Annotated in this window: 14 protein-coding genes; 2 read left to right on the plus strand and 12 right to left on the minus strand. The window is 41.6% G+C overall.

The genetic code is table 11. The annotated features are described in order from the left end of the window. Positions 1-86 precede the first annotated feature (86 nt). Entirely contained in the window at positions 87-1,250 is a 1,164-nt protein-coding gene (gene dnaN, locus ACM0OS_RS08960) for a DNA polymerase III subunit beta (RefSeq protein ID WP_414542830.1), read from the plus strand. On the opposite strand, the gene ACM0OS_RS08965 is transcribed toward dnaN, so the two are convergent. The 7 genes from ACM0OS_RS08965 to ACM0OS_RS08995 form a co-directional block, all read right to left on the minus strand. After that, on the minus strand, positions 1,240-4,536 hold the full coding sequence (locus ACM0OS_RS08965) for a GAF domain-containing protein (protein ID WP_414542831.1): 3,297 nt from the start codon (positions 4,534-4,536) through the stop codon (positions 1,240-1,242). The two genes, dnaN and ACM0OS_RS08965, sit on opposite strands and share 11 nt — an antisense overlap. 536 nt (positions 4,537-5,072) lie before the next feature. Next, the gene (locus tag ACM0OS_RS08970; protein ID WP_414542832.1) at positions 5,073-6,260 is read right to left on the minus strand and encodes a TRC40/GET3/ArsA family transport-energizing ATPase; all 1,188 of its coding nucleotides are present in this window, start codon (positions 6,258-6,260) and stop codon (positions 5,073-5,075) included. Between the two features lie 96 nt (positions 6,261-6,356). After that, positions 6,357-7,040 carry a Uma2 family endonuclease gene (locus ACM0OS_RS08975; protein ID WP_414542833.1) on the minus strand — a complete coding sequence of 228 codons (684 nt, stop codon included), beginning with the start codon at positions 7,038-7,040 and terminating at the stop codon, positions 6,357-6,359. Positions 7,041-7,108: 68 nt separating this feature from the next. Continuing rightward, positions 7,109-7,492, minus strand: coding sequence for a DUF2358 domain-containing protein (locus ACM0OS_RS08980; protein WP_414542834.1), 384 nt, complete (start codon positions 7,490-7,492; stop codon positions 7,109-7,111). A gap of 417 nt (positions 7,493-7,909) precedes the next feature. Continuing rightward, positions 7,910-8,149 (minus strand): hypothetical protein, encoded by a 240-nt coding sequence (locus ACM0OS_RS08985; protein ID WP_414542835.1) that lies wholly within the window; start codon positions 8,147-8,149, stop codon positions 7,910-7,912. Between the two features lie 372 nt (positions 8,150-8,521). Beyond that, the gene (locus tag ACM0OS_RS08990) at positions 8,522-9,052 is read right to left on the minus strand and encodes a phosphate-starvation-inducible PsiE family protein (protein WP_414542836.1); all 531 of its coding nucleotides are present in this window, start codon (positions 9,050-9,052) and stop codon (positions 8,522-8,524) included. A gap of 90 nt (positions 9,053-9,142) precedes the next feature. Further along, positions 9,143-10,060 carry a tetratricopeptide repeat protein gene (locus ACM0OS_RS08995; RefSeq protein ID WP_414542837.1) on the minus strand — a complete coding sequence of 306 codons (918 nt, stop codon included), beginning with the start codon at positions 10,058-10,060 and terminating at the stop codon, positions 9,143-9,145. A 283-nt stretch (positions 10,061-10,343) separates the two neighbouring features. Here ACM0OS_RS08995 and ACM0OS_RS09000 point away from each other — a divergent pair, with 283 nt between their 5' ends. Then, a complete protein-coding gene (locus ACM0OS_RS09000; RefSeq protein WP_414542838.1) occupies positions 10,344-12,389 on the plus strand; it encodes an elongation factor G in 2,046 nt (681 codons plus the stop codon). 287 nt (positions 12,390-12,676) lie between these two features. Here ACM0OS_RS09000 and ACM0OS_RS09005 read toward each other — a convergent pair whose 3' ends face one another. The 5 genes from ACM0OS_RS09005 to ACM0OS_RS09025 all read right to left on the minus strand — a co-directional run bounded on the left by ACM0OS_RS09005 (position 12,677) and on the right by ACM0OS_RS09025 (position 22,277). Then, positions 12,677-14,413: a R3H domain-containing nucleic acid-binding protein gene (locus tag ACM0OS_RS09005; RefSeq protein ID WP_414542839.1), complete on the minus strand. Its 1,737-nt coding sequence runs from the start codon at positions 14,411-14,413 to the stop codon at positions 12,677-12,679. A gap of 66 nt (positions 14,414-14,479) precedes the next feature. Next, positions 14,480-15,622, minus strand: coding sequence for a circadian clock protein LdpA (gene ldpA, locus ACM0OS_RS09010; protein WP_414542840.1), 1,143 nt, complete (start codon positions 15,620-15,622; stop codon positions 14,480-14,482). Between the two features lie 167 nt (positions 15,623-15,789). Then, complete coding sequence (locus ACM0OS_RS09015; protein WP_414542841.1) at positions 15,790-17,241, minus strand: response regulator; 1,452 nt, start codon at positions 17,239-17,241, stop codon at positions 15,790-15,792. Positions 17,242-17,370: 129 nt separating this feature from the next. Continuing rightward, on the minus strand, positions 17,371-19,206 hold the full coding sequence (locus ACM0OS_RS09020) for an EAL domain-containing protein (protein WP_414542842.1): 1,836 nt from the start codon (positions 19,204-19,206) through the stop codon (positions 17,371-17,373). Further along, positions 19,203-22,277, minus strand: coding sequence for an ATP-binding protein (locus ACM0OS_RS09025; RefSeq protein WP_414542843.1), 3,075 nt, complete (start codon positions 22,275-22,277; stop codon positions 19,203-19,205). The genes ACM0OS_RS09020 and ACM0OS_RS09025 overlap by 4 nt, the downstream gene beginning before the upstream one ends. Between the last annotated feature and the right edge of the window lie 24 nt (positions 22,278-22,301).

The raw sequence follows: 22,301 nt of genomic DNA on the forward strand, positions 1-22,301 counted from the left end.
AATCAACTCAATAAAAAACATCTGTATGTATGATTTGATAAATAAAAGAAACAACCTACTCCCCACTCCCTACTCCCCACTCCCTTATGAAATTAGTTTGCGCCCAAAGTGACCTCAGTACAAACCTTTCTCTTGTCAGCCGTGCAGTACCATCACGACCAACGCATCCGGTACTGGCCAATGTGCTATTACAAGCTGATGCTGAAACCAATCAAGTCAGCTTAACCGCTTTTGACCTCAGTTTGGGTATTCGTACCAGCTTTCATGCTGAAGTCATAGAAGGAGGTGCGATCGCCTTACCTGCTAAATTACTTGTAGATATCACCTCACGTCTACCAGAAGGCGAAGTAACCCTCGATGATGAATCGGCCTTAGAAGCGGAAACCGCCACAGGAGAAGGTTTAATTGTCACCCTCACCCCCAAAAGTGGACATTATCAAGTCCGCGCAATGGGCGCCGAGGAGTTTCCCGAACTACCGACAATCGAAAATATTGAACCACTGCAACTAACCACCGCCGCATTAATTGAAGGTTTACGCGGTTCATTATTTGCTACTAGTGGTGATGAAACCAAGCAAGTCCTCACCGGAGTCCATTTAACAGTTAAACAAGACACCTTAGAATTTGCCGCTACCGATGGACATCGCCTCGCAGTGGTGGAAAGTACTAACGAACGTCCCCTGGGCGATAGTACACAACTAGAGGTGACAGTCCCGGCTAGGGCTTTACGCGAATTACAACGGATGCTGGCTCATAATGCATCTTCAGATGAAGCGATCGCCTTATATTTAGATCAAGGTCAAGTTGTCTTTTCCTGGCAAAATCAACGCTTAACCAGTCGTACCTTAGACGGTCAATATCCCGCATATAGACAACTAATTCCTCGGCAATTTGAACGGCAATTAACCATTGAACGGCGACAATTTATCAGCACTTTAGAGCGCATTGCCGTGTTAGCCGACCAAAAAAACAACATTGTCAAAGTCAGCATTAACAACGCAGCCCAAGAAATTACCTTATCTTGTGAAGCTCAAGATGTGGGTAGTGGGAGAGAATCTATGCCTGCCCAAATTTCTGGAGAAGATATAGAAATAGCGTTCAACATTAAGTATTTAATGGAAGGTTTAAAAGAATTACCATCTTCAGAAATTCAAATGCACCTCAATCAAGCCCTAACTCCAGTAATTTTTACACCACTGGGAGGTTTAAAGATGACTTATTTAGCTATGCCAGTGCAACTTAGGAATTAGGATCAATCTGGCTAATGGGAATTTCAATCCAAAATTCTGCACCTAAACCCGATTGAGAATCACATTTAAAAACACCACTGTGCTTATCCACCACAATTTGGTAACTAATTGATAACCCTAAACCAGTACCCTTGCCTACTGGTTTAGTTGTGAAAAATGGGTCAAATATTCTTGTCCTCAAAGATTCAGGAATGCCCCCAGCATTATCGCTAATGCGAATGACTACACTGTCAACTTGGTTGGGAAGTTTACCAAGGGCAGTATGAATGGTAATTGCATGAGCATCAGATTGTTTGTGATTTTCTATGGCATCGATGGCATTACTCAAAACATTCATAAATACTTGATTCATTTGTCCGGCGTAGCAGTCTACCAGTGGCAAATCACCATATTCCTTGATTACTTGAATACTTGGAATGTCCTGTTGTGATTTCAATCGATGCTGTAAAATTAACAAAGTGCTATCAATGCCTTCGTGAATATTCACAGCCTTCATTTCCGCCTCATCCAAGCGTGAGAAATTCCGTAAAGACATGACAATTTGCCGGATGCGGTCAACGCCGATTTTCATGGAAGCTAAAGTTTTGGGCAAATCTTCAGTGATAAAGTCTAAATCCATATCTTCTGCCCGCTCGTTAATTTCTGGGTTGGGGTTGGGGCAGTAGCGCTGATACAGTGCTAGCATACTAGCTAAATCTTCAGCATATTCACTGACATGGGCTAGGTTGCCATAGATAAAATTTATCGGGTTATTAATTTCGTGGGCAACACCTGCAACCAATTGACCTAAGCTAGACATTTTTTCTGTCTGGATCAATTGGGTTTGTGTTTGTTGTAAATTTTGGATAGCTTGTACTAGTTGGTCTGCCTGTTCTTGACTCTGGTTCAGCAGTTCAGCTTGTTGGAGTGCCACCCCTAATTGATTAGCAATCTGAGCAATAAACTTAATTTCTGAAGCTTGCCAGTGGCGGGGTGCAGAGTTTTGATAAGCTGCTAACAATCCCCACAATTTTTGCCCAATAAAGATTGGTGCGATCGCATAGGCTTGAGCTTGGAGTTGCTCCAAAAATGCTACATGACAATCAGAGTGACCAGCCTCATATATGTTATCCACGGCAAAGCTTTGATTGAAGCTATATCGCCCGCCTTGGGTTTCCTGCAAATAAGAATCTTGCCAAACTGTATTCACATCTGCACGTACCAGCTTGACCCAGTTTTCACCGACAAATTCAGCGATAAACTCACCACTCCAATCTGGGTAAAAACGGTAAACAGCCACCCTATCTGCTTGCAGCGATTTGCAAACTTCTTGTGTCGTAGTTTGAAAAATTGCCTCAAGATTCAGCGATTCACGAATTTTGGCCACAACTTCAAACAATACCCGTTGTTGTTCTGTGGCTTGGCGCAAATTTAAAGTTTGTTGCTGTGTTTGTGTGAGTAATTCAGCTTGTTGGAGTGCTACCCCAAGTTGGGCAGCAATTTGACTGAGGAAATCAACTTCCGACGTTTTCCATTGACGAGGCCCGGAATGTTGATATGTTGCCAATAAACCCCAAAGTTTCTTTCCGAAAAATATCGGTGCTAGTACAAAAGCATGAATGTGATATTCTTCTAAATTATCAAGATGACATTGAGTAAAATTCATCTGATAAATGTCATCGACGGCAAATGTCTCATTGAAGCGGTAGCGCCCACCTTCTGTATCTTGTAAATAAGTATCATCCCAAACCAGATTCACCCCTAGTTTGGACTCATTCAACCAGTGGGAACTAGCAGATTCAAAATCACCAACAAATTCACCACCCCAATCAGAACTAAAGCGATAAATAGAAACCCGATCAGCTTTGATTAGTTGACAAACTTCTTTAGTAGTTATTTTAAAAATAGTATCGGTGTTTAAAGAATCACGAATCTTGGCAATAACGCCAAAGACGGCTTGTTGTTGTTCAGATGTACGTTGTAGTTCCAGTGTCCGCTTTTGTACTTGATGTTCTAGATTGGCATTGAAGGCTTGTACTTGCTGGTATAGCTCATACTGTTGAATTGATGAAGCAAAGTGTTTACCGATTTCCCTTGCTAATTCCATCTCTTCCACTGTCCATGTCCAAGCTTGGGCCTTTTTCGATTCCCGCCAAACATCAAACGATACACGTGGGTAACGTTGCCGTTGATCGAGGTCAAGTTTACCAGCCCACAAAGTTTCTGTATCTATTTCGTTACGAAAAATACTTAAATAGCCTACTAACTGCTGACGATATTGCAGTGGGATCATCAAAATGCTGCGAATTTTCGTTGCTTGGAAGGCAGATTGTAAACTCCGCAAACCTGGAGTTTGATAGATATCGTTAATTGGCCAAACTTCATAGCTACTAGACTTGTAATGTTCCTGCCAAACACTATATTGTTCCATCAGTGGATAGATAGTTTGTGCAGGGATGACAGGTTGCTGTCCACAGGTATAAAGTTGGACACAATGGTGACCTGGTACCAAACATTCGCTGAAGCTGGTAACTTTGCCATTCTCTAAACTTTCATTTTTCAAACAAAGCCTACCACCACAACCATTGAAGGCGGCCACAGCTGCTTCTAAAGCTGGTTGTAAGACAATTGTGGGTAGTGAATGCAATAAGCTAGCTATGCGGTTAATGATAGCTTCCCGTTCGGCTTTGGCACGCGCTTGAGTAAGTAGGGTACTTTGAGCGATCGCTACCGAAAGCTGATCTACTACCATTTGCATCGCTTCTAATTCATATTCGGAAATTGTACGTGACTGAGAATGGTGAGATACCAATAGCCCCCATAGTTCATCTTGATAGAGAATAGGCGCTACTAAAGAAGACTTCACCCCCATAGCAGTGAGATATTCCACATGGCAAGGATCTACAGGGCGATAACGAATATCCGCTGATAAAGTTGCTCCATTTTCTAAGTCGTGGATAGGACTTTGACCAATCTCTTGCGTTTCTACATTGACAACAGAGCGCACCCTTGATTTAATAAATAATTCACGGGCATGGGGCGGAATGTCATCAGCCGGAAAGTTTAGCCCCAGCAAAGAAGGTAATCGTTTCTCGTTAATCGATTCAGCTATAACCTGACCACTGCCATCAGCATGAAATTTGTAAATCATAACTCTGTCAGTTCCCAGTAATGCACAGAGTTCTGCTGTGGTTGAGGTAATAATTTCTTCTAGTTCTAATGTTTGTCGAATCCGATTTGTAATGCGGCGCAGTACGCTATCTTGACCAAGACTTTCTTGTAAATTTATGTTAGCGATCGGGAACATTGTTTTTAATTAAATAAGTAAGTTTCGGAAAAACAAATAAAGGTGAAATATAAATCTAAAAACATTCTGAAATTTATTTAATAGATTTGTCCACAGTAAAACTACTGGCAATTTTTCCCAGGCATTAGATTTTTGTTAATAAAAGTTTATTTGATTAAGTAAAGCTAAATTTATGGCTAAGGTAGGATGAAATTGATTGTGCTTAATTTACATGAACACTCTAAAAAATATGAATTGAATGAAGCCAATTGTCCGTATAGCATCCTTAAATAAGTAGCCTTATAAAGCCACTATAAAGATAAAATAATTGTTTTTTTAGGGAATTTACATTTAATTAAAAAATATGCTTATAACCGTTTTGGTTGCTTTTTTATCAATGTCATCCAGATTTTTTTTAAATTAGCTGCATATTCTTCCCTGTTAACTAACCCAAAAAAGAAAAAGAGAGACGCGAATAAAATAATAAAATCGCGTCTTCACTGAGCAAAAAAATACTTCCTATTGAATTTTTACTGTGATTTTACTCATCAACGACATTAAACTCTGGCATTGTCAGTAAAGCGAATTTTCAAATAATCTTCTTCCATTTTTGCCCCACCCGGTTGTAACGCGGCCAAAGCTTGCGGTAAGACTAAATTACGCCGATGGTTCCCAATGGTAATATTTAATTCATCACCATTTTTACTCAATTGAATCTGATTTTTAGGAATCCCAGGTAAGTAAATTTCTAAACTATATTGGTTTTGCTCTTGCACAACCCTCATAGTGGTTTCTTTGTAATATACCTGGGTGGGGTCTTCGTCTTTGTAGAGGGTATCTTTCAGACGTTCTAGTGCTGCTAAACCACACATCTCCTCAGAAAACAAGGGAACTTCCTTAACAGGTAAAGGCATAAAGTCATCATGAATTTCTTGGCGATATTGCTGCTGACTTTCCTTCCAGCGTTGGAAAAAGGGGTCTTGTACTTCGTTAGGAATAATCCGATTAGCAACAACTAAGTCTGTTGCCACATTATACAAACTCAGATAGGCATGGGCCCGGAGAGATTCTTTAATCACCATTTTTTCGGGATTGGTGACGAGGCGCACTGACGTTTGAGTGTTGTCAGTCAGAACTTTTTCTAACGCTTCTATTTGTTCGTAAAACTCGTAAGGCGCGTCCATCACCTCTTTATCTGGTAACGAAAAACCAGCAATTGGCTTAAAAATTGGTTCCACCAGAGGTCGAAGTGCCACCGAGATATTTTGAAATGGCTTGTAAAACCGCCGCATATACCAGCCACCAACTTCTGGTAAACTCAACAGACGTAAGGCTGTACCAGTAGGCGCAGAGTCGATAATTAAAACATCATACTCACCTTCATCGTAGTGACGCTTCATTCTGACCAAGCCAAAAATTTCATCCATGCCTGGTAAGATTGCTAATTCTTCTGCCTGTACCCCTTCTAAGCCTCTGGCTTGTAAAACTTGGGTAATATAACGTTTTACTGCACCCCAGTTTCCTTCTAGTTCTTGCAGCGCATCTAGTTCTGCACCCCACAAATTGGGACGAATTGCCCGCGGCGCATGACCCATTTCTAAGTCAAAACTGTCTGCTAACGAGTGGGCGGGGTCTGTACTCAAAACTAATGTGCGGTAGCCTAGTTCCGCACAACGGAGTCCAGTAGCAGCAGCAACGGAGGTTTTGCCTACGCCGCCTTTGCCTGTCATTAAAATTACTCGCATGGATAATTACGTCCCGTCTCAGGATTATTTACATTTATTTACATTATCAACTGTTTAAAGAAAATAAATGCTGTTTTACAAGACTAGGCGTCAACACTACTCTGTTATATCTGGGTCAATTCCCAGCGCCTTGAGTCGAGCCTTGAGTATTTTTACTTGTTGTTCTGCGATTGTGGCTCTTTCTTCTGCTGTTGCTACTAACTGCTTATCTGCACTAAAAAACCTTAACTTGGACTCATGCACACCCAAAAACAATTCTAGTTGCTGACTCCACAGCCACCCTTCGGCATTGGGTTCTAAAGGTTGATACTTACCACCCACTAAGCTAAATCCTTGAAACTCCAACGTATGGGGGTGAAACCAAAAATATTCTGGTGTCCGGAAAGTTTCTTGATAAAGTTCAAACTTAGTACCCTTATCAACTTTAGCAGTGCTATCAGAAAGCAATTCAATAATTACATTGGGATATTTACCTTGTTCTGCCCATAATACCCAACTTTTGCGGGGACGATTTTCACATCCTAAAACCACGAACAAATCTGGCCCTCTAAAGTCTCTTGTGGTAATCTGCTCTGGGCTGAAATAAATTGTCAAATTTCCACTAGCATAAAAATCCGTACGGTGACGCCACAACCATTTCAGGCAAGCTAGTAGCAGTTCGATTTGTTCCCGATGCAAATCACTTTCCAGAGGAGGCTCATCACTCCACAAATCACTAGGTGGAATGATCATATTTTCTGCTTCTGTCTGTATAGCTTCGGAATTTTTGGCAGCAGTCATACAAGTTACTGGCTTTCATTGTTACTTTCAGTTTAAAGCAATCAACTAAAACCTAATTTCCTGCTGCTTTAATCAAGAGGAAAGAAATGCTGTTTGATGACATCTAGCCGCGAACAGTGCCAATAATCGATGTGAGAAATAATTAAATTATCTGAGTTAAGACCCAATTCACTCCAGCCGGCGATGGAAATACGCGGTTTCCAAGGTACGGGGGTATTCCAACTCAGTGTCCATTCGGTTTTTATGGTGTCTCCCATACGTTGAATATCATGTACATCCATGCGGGGATTGACAAACCAAGTCTCGATGAACTTAATCATCTGCTGGTAGCGTTTAACACCATGAAATTTATTTAATGGGTCTTGAAAATAAACATCTTCTGCGTAGATGCTGTATGTTTGATTGGCGGGAAATCTTTGATAGTCTGCCTTGAGGATTTCAATAATATCCATATCTGTGAATTGATGTAATATCTAGGCGAAGCGAGAATATTAACAGGACTTAGTAACAAAATTTAGAAACCTCAAAACCCTCGTGATTGCTAGCATTCTTTGGCAAGTAATCAACGGGCGATTTTCAGTAACAAAATTTAGAAACTTCAAAACCCTCGTGATTGCTAGAGCCTCCGGCACGCTACGCGGTAAGTGCAGCCATGCCCGTTAGGGCTTTACGCTCCGTATGGCTCTAGGCGCAGCTATGCCGTTAGGCTTTACGCCACGCTCCGCGAACGCAATGACATTCAAAAAAGTGGGATGCTCCCCAGGCGGACTTTGTTTGTATAGTAGCGTCAAACCTTTATAGGCATAGCTGCACTTAACTCGTCTTGGGCTGATATATGTATTCACCCAAAACTTTTAAAATGCTTTTAATTACATTTTACCGTGCTGCATTACCTGTTGTAGATGGTGGCGAATTTCTTGTGCTTGCTCCATTTCGGATTGCCGCAATTTTTGAAATAATTCTACACACGGCTGAGAGTTAACTTCTTGTGCATCTTTGATGTAACCTTCGTAAGCCTTTACAGCTTCGGCTTTATTATGCAACACAGAGATAAAGTCATACTCTAGGTTGCTAATGGGTTCTTGAGAATGTCCGTTTCCAGTAGCCATAAATTTTTTCTCCTTTAAGTTTCTAATTAATTTCTACTCAACTTCTATGAGTCTTTCATCTCCCTAAAAGCGTAGAAAAAGATACGTCTATCAGAATATGGCTACGGTGTTTTAAAGAAATATATTCGCCAAAATCACCTAAGTAGAACGACTTGAAAAAACCAAACTATGTGAAGTAATGTAAAAAAATTGCCTTTGTTTCGTAGTAAGGACTATCCTACGGGTTCTGCGAAGCAGTATAGTCCTTATTAGAGGACTACAAACCTTTAATTATTTACACCATTCTACTTACTCTAGTGACTGTGAGGATTTCAGACTCAGTAACTGGTTATGATTATGTATGGCCTCAGGCTACAAGCCTGAGGAATTTTATTACACCATCGGCTGATTTTCGTCAGATGGATACGGAAATCTACGCTCGTTACGTTCTTGATTGATAACAGGACAAACTTTAGTGTTAGCACTCATACAATCCATATGCGGTGTTTTAGCACACACTATAAGTAGCACACCCAAACTAAATAATAAGCCACAAATTGCCGCGGTTTTCACTCCTGAAATTTCCATTGCTCCATGAACAATGACTTCTCGTAATAGAGATACAATTGTGACTTCAACTGCTACTCCTACAGAAATACTATGTTCTTGCAAGTAGACCATAAGTAGCCGAAATAATTCGACTAAAATCAACACAAATAGTACTTTTGCTGTCACATATTTATAGTCTAGGGACTGGACGATCGCCACAAATATGCCCCACAACTGTATTAACATGAGAGCAAACAATCCTAAACACAGAAAAATCACTATTAAGTCTTGGAAAGCCTCCATGTTGCGAACAATGGTATGCCGATCCAACCAGCGATCGCAAAATAAAAATCGACTCTTGAAGCGCTTGTACATGTAAGTTTTCATCCCATCTGGTCAAGTTCAGACTAAACTAGCTAGTCCAACCATTAACCCTATTGTGACCTAATATTAAGTAATCGTGCTTCAGCGAGGTTGGGAATTTAATTTTTGTGCTTGTTGCAACAATTGCTCGGCATTTTTTCCCCATTGAGGATTACCTTGAGCATTGTATAAATCTCTAGCATATTGTAAGACTTGTAACGCTTCGGCATACTGTTTTTGTTGCATAAAAACTAACCCTGCACCGTAATATGCATTGGGATAATTAGTGTTTGCTTCTGCTGATTTTCTAAAAGCGTCTAATGCTTCTGTTAGTTTGCCTTGATTAAATAAAATAGAACCCAAATTATAGTGAGCTTCTGGATATTTGGGATTAATTTTAATAGCTTGTTGGAAGGCTGCTTGAGCTTGAATAAGTTGACCTTTCTGAAGATAACATATCCCTAAATGATAGGCAGGCTCTGGTGCGTTTTTACTATATTCCATTGCCTTTTTAAACGAGGCGATCGCTCGATCCCAATTTTGCTGCTGTTGTTGGACTAAACCCAAGTTATAGTGAGCAAAACCCAACTGAGGATCGAGTTCTAACGCCCGTTGTAAATAATCGCTGGCTTGCTGGAAATTATTGCCTTCTAATAATGCACCACCTAAATTAGCAAAAGCCAAGGCAAATTTGGGATCAGCTTGAGTTGCTTGATAAAATGCATCAGCCGCCGGCTTTAATTGTCCGGTTTGTCGCAGTGCTAGCCCTAAATTGTAGTGCGCTGGGGCTAACTGGGGATCTAGCTGAATTGCTTGTTGAAAAGAGGCGATCGCATCTTGAACCCTCCCGGCTTGAATTGCTTGTAAGCCTTGATTTAACAAAGTTGTGGCCGTTGGCAGACTATACTGGGCTAGAAGTGGGGTCATGGGGTGACTAGAAGCGGTGAAGAGAAAACTTTCACCTAGTACGATTAAACTTACTATGCCGACTATGGGATATTTATCAAGTGATAATCTCATTGATTCTCGGATTCGCCACAATTTGAGTTAGGTTTACTAGATTAAAATTTTTATTATTTCGAGTATATTTACAAAAATTTTGAATTTGGTATTAAAGTTTGGTTTACTTAACTTTTCTTAAGCTAAATCTTACGACAGACTACAATTTTTTTTACTAGCGATTAAAAGAAGGATAATGTCAAGTTAAGGAAGAAATGATTCTTCCGCTTGAGAACTATTTTTTTATCCCTGATAAATTACAAAATCACGCGGGTAAGAGTGACTTACCGCAAGGGAGTTTTTTATGAACGAAAAAGTCAAATCGGGTTCGCGGAACGTTGCAATTGTCGGCCCTTATTTAAGTGGAAAGACCACATTACTAGAAAGCTTGTTATTTGTCACTGGGGCAATTTCGCGCAAAGGCAATGTTAAGGATGGTAACACCGTGGGAGATAGTGCGGCAGAAGCACGCGATCGCCACATGAGTGTAGAAGTCAGCGCCGCTAGTACTGAGTTTAATAACACTCGTTTTACCTTTATTGATTGTCCTGGTTCAGTAGAATTTGCTCAAGAAACCTACAATGCTTTAATAGGAGTCGATGCGGCAATTGTAGTTTGTGAACCCATAAGCGATCGTGTCCTCACCTTGGCTCCTTTATTTAAATTCCTTGACGATTGGGAAATTCCCCATCTCGTCTTTGTGAATAAAATGGATCGGGCGAATATTCACGTTTTAGAAACATTACACGCCCTGAAAGCAGTTTCCAGTCGTCCATTAGTAGCCCACCAATACCCCATAATGCAAGGGGAACAACTCACCGGCTTTATCGATATGGTGAGTGAACAAGCATACCAATATCATGCCGGCGCACCTGCTGACTTGATTCCTTTTCCGGAAAGTTTAAAAGCAGAAGAACACATAGCACGGGCGGAAATGCTCGAAGCTTTAGCAAATTTTGATGACCATTTACTCGAAGAACTTTTAGAAGATATTGAACCGCCCCAAGAAGAAATTCTCAACGACCTCAAACTAGAATTAGGCGCAGATTTAGTTGTTCCCGTCTTCTTTGGTGTAGCTGAACAAGACTATGGTGTCAGGCCTTTATTAGAAGCCCTGGAACGAGAAGCACCCGAAGCCGCAGCCACAGCAGAACGCCGGTTAAAAAATATCAAAGGTAATACTCCCTTAGCCCAGGTACTCAAAACTTATTACACTCCCCAAGGTGGCAAACTTTCCCTAGTGCGTGTTTGGCGGGGGACATTAACTGATGGTATTGTTCTCAATGGGATGCGGACTGGTGGACTTTACCGCCTCACAGGACAACAACCGCAGTTGGTTAATGAAGCGGGTAATGGGGAAATTGTGGCTTTGAGCCGTTTAGAGGGTATCAAAACAGGAGATACCATTTCCACAGACGGCCAGGTGAAAGAGTTACCCAAAGCAGAACAATTGGCACCAGTGTATGCTTTGGCGATTACACCAGAAAAACGCAACGATGAAGTCAAACTCAGCAGTGCGATCGCTAAATTATTAGAAGAAGATCCAGCGTTAGCTTGGGAACAGCATGGGGATACCCATGAAGTTATTCTCTGGGGTCAAGGCGAGATTCATTTACAAGTAGCCCTTGACAGACTGCGCCGCAAATATAACTTGCCCATGTCAACTCATCTGCCACAAATTCCCTATAAAGAAACTATTCGCAAAACCGTAGAATCAGTTCATGGACGTTACAAACACCAAAGTGGTGGTCATGGACAATTTGGTGATGTTTTTCTGAATATCCAACCCCTACCACGTGGCGAAGGTTTCAACTTCAATGAAACTATTGTTGGCGGTGTAGTTCCCAAACAATACATTCCTGGGGTGGAAATGGGTGTGCGGGAGTTTCTCACACATGGGCCTTTAGGTTTCCCCATCGTAGATGTAGCTGTAACTCTGACCAATGGTTCCTACCACAGCGTAGATAGTTCGGAACAAGCATTTAAACAAGCAGCCCGACTAGCCATGCAAACAGGTATACCCCAGGCTCAACCCACACTTTTAGAACCGATTCTGCAGGTGCGAGTCACAACACCGAGTGAATTTACCTCCAAGGTGCTGCAATTACTCAGCGGTAGACGCGGGCAAATTTTAGGCTATGAAGGTAGAAATGATTGGCCAGGGTGGGATAATGTAGCTGCATACTTGCCCCAAGCAGAGATGCATGACTTTATTATCGAGCTGCGATCGCTTACTCTTGGTGTTGGTTCTTTCCACTGGGAATATGACCATCTCCAGGAAGTACCAGACAAACTTGCTGAACGTGTGCTTCTCCAGAATGGCAATGGTGGTAACGGTAACGGCAAGTAGTTGATGAGGGAGGGGAGCAGGTCAAAAGAGGGAGGGGAGCAGGTCAAAAGAGGCAGGGGAGCAGGGGGCAGGGGAGCAAGGGGGAGAGACTGGGAAGTCCCTTGTACTCTGCCTCAGTTAAGCGCCCTGGAAGCGGCGCACTGAGCAGTTACACTTGCCCAAGTAAGTGGGCGGGGCTTCTTTTACTCATGCTCCACAACGCTTATCGCTCCAGGGGAAGGGCTTGCTCCCCCCTGCTCCCTGCCCCCTTCCCCTCTGCCTCTTCTTGAATTACTCCCAGTCGCTACTTAAGCTGGATAAATCCGCAAACGCCGATTTGGTTCTTCGCCAAAACTATCAGACTTGAGTCGATAGTGTTCTACTAACTCATGCTGCATTTTCCGTACTTGGGAAGAACGAGGTAATAACTCAACTGGCTGTCCTTTAGGAATCACAATCTGCTCTACAGCAAGTCTGGCTTCTTCGAGGGCATCCATTTCGTCATCGCTACCACTGTGCAAAAACAGTTGCAGTTCTCGGTCATCGGTCATGTCCGGATCTTCTATGTTCAGCAAGCGCCGCAAACCACGGGTAATCTGCGGTATTGTACTGGACTTAATCATGTGGATAGGTACATGGCGGGCTTTGGCCATTTGCCGGAGTTTGGCGTGGTTTTTGACGTGCGATCGCAGTGCTAAAATCGCATCAGCATTATCAATCTCTTTTGTCAATACCACTGGCAAAGTTAGGACACCAATTACCTGTTCTAGTTGGTGGCGACTCACACCATAAGGGTAAATGTGTAGTGGCAAATCCTCGCCGTTTGGGCCTGCGTGTCTGCTGGGTTTGAGATCAATACTCTCTGAGTAGTTGAAGGATTCATTCAGCAAACGGTCAAATTCACTACGTCCGCTCACCCGCTCCCGCTCTAAAGACAAAGGTGGCAATGCTACCATTTGTCCCGATGAACGCCAGCCATTACTCTGTCGCACTGGGGGAAAAGATGCTTCTTCTGCCGCCACTTGTCCACCGCGACCGTTGACCACAGATAACTGCCTGGTAATCGCCACTTTACCTTGGTCATCAACAGTTCTTGTTTGTGGGTTCGGCTGACGACCCCGGAGCAGAGTATCGACTGTATCAGCCACACTTTCATGTATGACCCAGCGTTGCCGTTCTAACATTTCCACTGCAATCTCGAAGGTGGGAGGAGCTTTGCGTTCCAAAACAGTCTTTTGACTACCCCGCCTTCTGGCTTCGTCATCTCCTAAAGTCACAGCTTGAATACCCCCAACTAAATCAGAAAGGGTGGGGTTTTTGATCAGGTTTTCAATTTGGTTACCGTGGGCAGTACCGACCAATTGCACACCTCGTTCAGCAATGGTACGCGCCGCTAAAGCTTCCAATTCTGTACCAATTTCATCAATGACAATGACTTCTGGCATATGGTTTTCCACTGCTTCAATCATCACCTGATGCTGAAGTTCGGGTTGTGCCACTTGCATCCGCCTGGCGCGACCAATGGCAGGGTGTGGTACATCACCATCACCAGCAATTTCGTTGGAAGTATCAATAATGACTACACGCTTATGCAGATCATCTGCCAAAACACGGGCAATTTCTCTTAAGGCAGTAGTTTTACCCACACCAGGCCGTCCCAGCATGAGAATTGATTTACCAGTTTCCACCAAATCGCGGATCATGCCAATTGTGCCAAATACCGCCCGACCAACACGACAGGTCAAGCCAATAATCTGACCACTGCGGTTACGGATAGCACTGATGCGATGCAATGTTTGCTCAATTCCTGCTCGATTATCTCCGCTAAAGATGCCGACTCGCTGAATACAATCATCTATTTGTGCTTGAGTGACGGGAGTTGCGCTCAGATACTCAGCTTGATTAGGAAAGCGAGCCTCTGGGCAACGACCCAGATCCAAGACTACTTCAACTAAACTATCTCGTTGAGGATGATTCTCTAGTACTTGTCGCAGGTCTTGGGGCAAAATGTCTAATAACTTTTGGAGATCTTCTTTAATCGTCATGCTTTCTATGGTGACGTTATGAGAGATAACGAACGAGCTACTGTAGGGTATGGCAATGCCGTACTTCTACTCCTGCTGTGACTTGATCTGGGAAACGAGAGAACGGGCAAGCTTTACAGCTGGCCAGAGTAATTCGGGTTTTTCTTCGAGGCGGACTTGCGCCTTGACACTGGTTTGACTCACCTCCTGTTCTAATTGCTCAAGAATTGGTGACAGCAGTACGCGGGCATAGCTACCGTAAGCGACTCCGGAAACAGAGACTGAGGGATTGACGGGCGGGGGGGGTGATGGGAAAATTTGTTCTTTCTCCTCTGCTCCCCTGCTCCCTTGCTCCCCTGCCTTCTTCAACAGTCCCATTGTCTTTAACTTAGCAACAGTGTAGCTATTAGTGCCACCTGCTAATTGCACATATCCCGGTAACTTAGCTGCCAAAACTTTCTGCCCTAATTTCACTGCTGCTAAAGTAGTGCCATCGCCAATATCACCACTCATCGGACGACCGTCTGTTTGCCAAATTAAGGCACTACGCAATGGGGTAATTAAGTCAGTAATTGCATGTAGGTAGTCAATCATACCTTCACCATCAGGACAGCTAACAGCTACTACCTTTAATTGATTAGCCCACGGTGAAATTGCTTGCCATAATTGCCGAAACTCTGGCAAACGTCCTACTTTCGTATGAATTTCTACGGCATCTACTCCCGTTGACATGACCAATGGCGCAATGTCGCCAGCGCTGGACATATATGATTTTGTATAAATTTTATCATATGGGCAAATGGGTAGGCAACGTCCGCAGCCATAGCATTTTTGGGATTCAACCCCCGAAAAATCAATCGCTTGTGCTGGGCAAATCGTTTCACAAGGTCTAGGACAATCTTGGGGACATTCCGTAGAATTAAACTCTGCTTTGCGAAAATGAGGGTCTTCTCCATCGTTCAGGCTGACCATCAAAAAGGGTAAATTGCCTTGATAGCCGTAGCCTCTCTCCTTGGCATCCTTCACTAGATGCCTGGCTACTTGTAGCCCTTCTTGGGCGGCTGCTATTACTGCGGGATCAGCTGCCACATCTATACAGTCAGCGCCTGCCAATGTGTAGGCTAATGTTAAACTTCTGACTGCGGGCAGATGCTGGTAACTGGCTCCACAGATTAGTTTGAACCAGTGGCCTGCTTTCAAGGATTGTAAAGGGGCGAACAAATCAGTCACATTTCTATTATGCGTTTATAGAACTAAAAATAGTAGTTTTTAATGTAGAAAAAATCTTGATTTTCTGATGACGAAGCAAATTTTAGTAGTCTTTTATACTTGCATACTACTCAATTATAATTAATCATATTAGCTAGCTGAATTTTCCGGTGGTTTTCTAGGAATAGCTACCCTGCGGTATTCAACGGAATGCAAATTGTAAACTCTGTTCCCTTTCCTGGAGATGAAGAACAGGTCAGGTGACCCCGATGTTTTTGCACTACAATTTGGTAACTAATTGATAATCCTAAGCCACTACCCTTACCCACAGGCTTTGTGGTGAAAAAAGGATCAAACAAACGCGATTGCAGCAATTCATCTATACCATGACCATTGTCGGCGATCGCAATCTTCACAGTATGAGGCTCGACTAATTCGGTGCAAATGCGAATCTGCGGATTGGCAGTGGGAATTGGTGCAGATTTCTTGGTATTTTCTGATGTATGACGATTAATTTTTGCTCTTTGAGATATTTCCTTTTGGCCATTGATAGGGCTAGAACGGAAGGACACCCTGTGGCTAGTCTCTAGATTTTTTGAAGTGTCGCACATTGTCAACTGATCTTGGGAGTTGTTTGCATCGCTACCTCCCCTGTCTAAAGCATCAATGGCATTGTTCAATAAATGCATAAACACTTGATTCAGTTCACTGGCATAACAAGTAATTAAGGGTAAACTACCATATTCTTTCACGACAACAATGGCAGGACGATTTGCTGTTGCTCTGAGTCGATGTTGTAACATCACCAGAGTACTGTCGATGCCTTCATGGATATTCACTGGCTTCATCTGGGCTTCATCATGTCTAGAGAAGTTTTGTAATGCCAAGACGATTTCTCGAATGCGATCTGATCCTCTATGCATCGCACCCATCAAGTTTTGCAAGTCATTAATTACAAAATTCAGATCAATATCCTGAATAATTTTTTGAATATGGGGGGTTGGGTGGGGATATTCTTGTTGATAAGCTGCGATGATTTTCACTAAGTCTTGCACATATTCACTAGCATATTGAAGATTGCCATAAATGAAACTGATAGGATTATTAACCTCATGGGAAATTCCTGCTACTAACTGCCCTAAGCCAACCATCTTTTCATTCTGAATCTGTTGGACTTGGGCTGCTTGCAAATTGTCGAGGGCTTCTTGTAATAGTAAATTTTTTTCTTTTAATTTTATTTGTAATGATTGTAAATTAATTTGATTTTCAATCCGTGATATTACTTCTGCACCATGAAAAGGTTTAGTAATATAATCTACTCCACCCATGCCAAAGGCTTTCACTTTATCTAAAACATCATCCAGCGCACTAATAAAAATTACTGGTACGCCACAAGTTTTTTCATCTGCTTTCAAGCGTTGACAAACTTGATATCCATCCATTCCCGGCATATTAATATCCAGCAAAATGATATCAGGTAACACCATTTGACAGGCAGTCAAAGCCATTTTACCGTTTAAGGCTTTGCGAACTTCAAAACCTCTGGACGTCAACATTACCGACAAAAGCCGCAAATTATCTGGTGTATCATCAACCACCAAAATATTGCCTTTATAATTGTTACTTTTATTTAAATGCATTTTCAACCAAAAGCTATATTTATCATCATGGAGGATAATGAAGCTTCTTGGAGACACCACTAAGAAAATCTATCATATTAAGAGCATAAATGGATACGTGTGTCTGGGTGGGGATAAGTTCACACACCATCACCACTGAGGAGCCTCATTGATAAATTTGGGTACTAAATGAGGTTCTAGAGGCTGAGAAAACAGATATCCTTGAGCGAAATTACAGTTTAAAAACTTCAATTTTTCTAACTGTTTTGTGGTTTCGACTCCTTCTGCAATCACACTCATTCCCATTGATTCAGCAATACTAATCATTGCTGGTACTAGACCCATATTTTCTTCACTATCTTCCATAACTTTGACAAAGGATTTATCAATCTTCAGGGCATTTAAAGGAAATCTATGTAAATAACTTAAGGATGAATAACCTGTACCAAAATCATCTATAATTAATTTAATTCCTCTGTCTTTTAACTGTTGAATAATTGTTTTTACAGCATGGTTGTTCTCCATAATTACACTTTCGGTTATTTCTAGTTCTAAGCTAGCTGGATTAATTTGAGTCGCATCAATAACTTGATCAATTTCTGTTATTAAGTTAGGTTGTGAAAATAACCGCGCGCTCAAATTGACACTAATAGTCAGCTTTTGCGTTGTTGTGAGGGAATTTTGCCAGATACGTAATTGCTCACAAGATGATTGCAATACCCACTTATCGATAGCATTAATTAAACCTGTTTCTTCGGCGACGGGAATAAACTCTGTAGGCGAAATTAAACCACGTACTGGATGTTGCCAGCGTATAAGTGCTTCAAATCCAGCTACTTTGCCTGAAGCTAGAGAGACAATTGGCTGATAATATATCAAAAATTCTTGCCGTTCAACAGCCCGACGCAAGTCATTTTCTAAATCTAAAAGCTGAAGAGCTTCTTGATACATTACTGGATCAAAAACATGATATCTAGCTCTGCCTAAAGCTTTAGCACGATACATTGCTGTATCAGCATCCCGGAGCAAATATTCTGATTGTTCGTAATCTTTACTGCCCCAATTAATACCAATACTAGCATTCATAAAAACTTCATATCTTGATAATTTAAAACTCAATGATAATTGTTGTAATATGCTCTCAGCTAATTGGATAGCTACACTTATATCTGGTAATTTCTCTAAAAGAATACCAAATTCATCGCCACCTAACCTGGCGAGAGTAGCCGATGGTGTTAGAGATATTTGTAGACGGCGAGCAATAGCAATTAATAATTCATCTCCTACTAAATGTCCTAAAGAATCATTGACAACCTTAAAGCGATCGCAGTCTAAAAATAAGACAGCAAACTGATAATTTGGTTCTTCCTTGGCAAGATGGAGAGCTTTTTCTAGCCGCTTAATAAACAAAAATCTGTTGGGTAACCCAGTCAGAGAATCATGCAATACCATGTCTAGCAGTTTACTTTGTAGTTGCTGACGGGAAGCAATTTCGCCTTGGAGTTTTTGCAGAGTTCTTTCTAACTCCCAAGTGCGCTGTTTTACTCTTTCTTCTAGTTCTGTATTAAGTTTCAATATTTCTAATTGTGCCTCTCTTAATACCATTTGGTTCTGTACACGCACTAAAACTTCTTCAAACTCAAATGGCTTGGGAATATAATCTACTCCCCCGACTTGAAAGGCCTTCACCTTGTCGAAAACATCGTCTAAAGCACTAATAAAAATTACTGGAATATCTGCGGTCAGATCCCACTGTTTAAATCGCTGACACACTTCATAACCATCTACATCCGGCATCATAATATCAAGTAAAATTAGATCCGGTAATACTGTTTGACAAGCAGTTAAAGCCATTTGCCAGTTCAAGGCTTTGCGAACGTTATATCCTTCTCTGGTGAGGAGCGAAGACAAAACTCGCAGATTATCTGCCATATCGTCAATGATCAAAATGTCTTTTTTCTTAGGGTCTGACCGCTTGTAATTCATTCTGCCTTTGTTCTAGTCAATTCCATAATTTTCTCAAACTGATATTTTCTGGCTAAATCACTGAAAAATCGGAAAACTTGACTTTTATCTGGTGGCATTTGGTGAAGTAATTCTAAAATCAAGTCATCACTACAACTGGCTGCGGCATGGTGTATGTTTTCCAGTAACTCAGGTGACATATGCGACAGATGGCGCATAATTTCCATTTCATTGGGCAATATATCTGTTTCTAGATTGAGAGTAGCTATTTTAACCGATTCTCTTTGGCTGATATATTTTACACCTAGATGTTGATGCAATTTCTCTAGTAATACTTCCCGCGTGAACGGCTTGCGAATAAAATCGTCGCAACCATTGGCTAATATTTTTTGACGTTCTTCCTCAAAGGCACTAGCAGTGAGTGCAATAATCACTGTATGAGTCTTAGCTAGACTATTAGATTGTGAATGAGTCCCTGGTGAAATCGGTGAATTAGAGTAGCAACACCTAAAGTGAGTATTTGGCAGCAACTCACATTGAGTGCTGTAACTGAACAAATTTCTGAGATAATTAGTTTGTTTTACCCCCACAGCTAATGAGGTATGAATTTTCCACAGCTTATAAGCAATTTCCCTAGCTTTAATAATTTTTGTGGCTTCATAACCATCCATTACAGGCATCCGCATATCCATAAAAATCAGGTGTGGTTGCCATTCTATCCATTGAGCGATCGCTTGTTCACCATTTTTGGCTTCTCGCACCACAAAGCCAATGGCTGTCAGCAGTTTAACAATCACCAAACGACTTTCCATCACATCATCAACTACCAAAATTCGATATTCTGGCTGTTCTGGCGCTAAACCAATGATTTGGCGTTGAATTGTTTGTGGGGGAATTTCCTTAGATAAGGCTAAACCAATCTGAATATTAAAAGTAAATGTGCTACCTCTCCCCAAGGTGCTGCTAACGCTAATATCACCTCCCATGAGTTGGACATATTTGCGGCTAATTGCCAAACCCAATCCTGTACCCTGCTGCGATTTTTTTCCAGTTTCAGTTTGCCCAAAAGCTGCAAACAATACATCAATTTCATCTGGGGAAATACCAGCGCCAGTGTCTATCACCTCAAAGTGGAGGAATTGGCTAGAAGCCTCACAGATGCTAGGTACTGGGTAATGCTTTTCTCCATTTTCCGCATTCTTCCCTCTTCCCACGCCCACCCGCAAAGCCACACTCCCCGTACTAGTAAATTTGATCGCATTGCCCAAGAGATTGAGTAAGACTTGACGTAGTTTACTTTCGTCAGTTTGCACATATTGAGGAATATCAGCAGCATATTCAAATATCAGTTGTAAGCCTTTAGCAGCAGTACGAAAGCGAAACATTTTTTCTAGACTTTGCAAAAGGTGAATCAAGTCAAAACTGTCAACATTCAATGTAGTTTTGCCTGCTTCAATTTTTGACATTTCTAGAATGTCGTTGATTAAATTCAGGAGATGTTCGCCAGCACGATTGATGATGGCCAAGTTTTCTTGATGTTCGCTAGATAGAGAATTGTCATAGCTCATGACTTGGGTAAAACCCAGAATAGAGTTCAGTGGAGTCCGCAGTTCATGACTCATGTTAGCGAGGAATTCACTTTTGGCGTGATTTGCCCGCTCGGCTATTTGCTGTCCTTGAGCGGCAATTTGTTGAGATTGAATTAGTTCTTGTTGTATGGTTTGCAATTGAGCCAATCGGCTCTGACTTTCAGCTAATACCTCATTTAAAGCTTGCATTTCCACATGTTGTGCTTCCAAGTTGGCAAAGGACGTTTTTAATTGCTGCGCCATGCTATTAAATGATTTAGCTAGATCTCCTAGTTCATCAGAACGCTGAATGTCTGTGATTTGCTGCCATTCTCCGGAAGTAATTTTTTTGGCTGAGATGCTTAACTGCACAATTGGTTTAATTACCCAGCGATTAGTTAAAATGCTGATTTCTGTAGCTACTAATAAAGCTGCTACACATAGTAAGATAGTGACTTGGTGATTGTGATTAATTTGCTCGGCAAATTCGGCTTCAGGAATAACTACGACAATTAGCCAATCAAGACCAATTTCATCTTGCCAATTTCTTGCCTGCACAAAATAATGCGCCCCATCTGCCTTAAATTTGAATCTTTGCTGATCTACAAGTAATTTTAGGTCGCCAAAGCGCTGAATCAAATGCTCGGTTGTCAGTCTAATTAAATAATTTTGGCTATCTGATGCCAACAGACGTTTTGTCTGTCCATCAATCATCATGTAAGATGGCTCTGTCGTAGAACTAGCAATCATTAGCCCATCAGATTCTAAAATAAAGGCTTTTCCCCATCGTCCAATTTTTAATTTAGTTAAAAAATGACCAATTTGTGCCAGCATTAAATCAAAACCAATCACCCCAATTAGCTGATCAGTGCGATCGCCAAGAGGATAGCTAGAGGATCTGGCAAAAATATCTGGTTGGTCTGTTCGTTGATCAACTTGACTCCAGAAGGGTTTACCTAGTTTAGCCGCATCTGTATACCAAGATTCTTGGCGAGGTTCATAGTCTCTTACGGTCTTAACTGCAACGGGCTTTTTTTGCTTATCTGTGGTGTCAACATAAAGTTTGCCAATACCTTGATCTGCGGAAATCTTGTTGATTAAAAAGTTGTCATTATCCAGACGTTGAATCCCAATAAATTCACCTGTGGGATTCACAAATTTGTTGCGGCCAATTTGAAAAATCCGCATTTGTTTCCACAAGTAACGCTCAGTGGGTTTTAATTCCAATGGCTGGGGTAAGCCTTGGTGCATCGAATATTCATTGGTTTGATTGATTTGCTTGGGAGTTATTAGGTAACTATTGAGGTGTTGTTCGATGCGATCGCAGATTTCATTTTGTAATCGAGTAGCCAGATGTTCTACAGTTTGCTGTCCGTTTATCCATGAAAGATAGCCCACTACCCCCATTACCCCACCAATTTGCAACACAAACGGCACAATGAGAACCGATCTGAGGTGTATATTGGCATCAACTTTGCCAATTAAGCGGTTAAAAAATTTGACGGGCTGAAGTTTGGATAACATTGTGGTTTGATTTTTTCCAAGGCT

Source organism: Nostoc sp. CCY0012, assembly GCF_963920855.1.
In the GTDB taxonomy this organism is placed as follows: domain Bacteria; phylum Cyanobacteriota; class Cyanobacteriia; order Cyanobacteriales; family Nostocaceae; genus Cyanocohniella.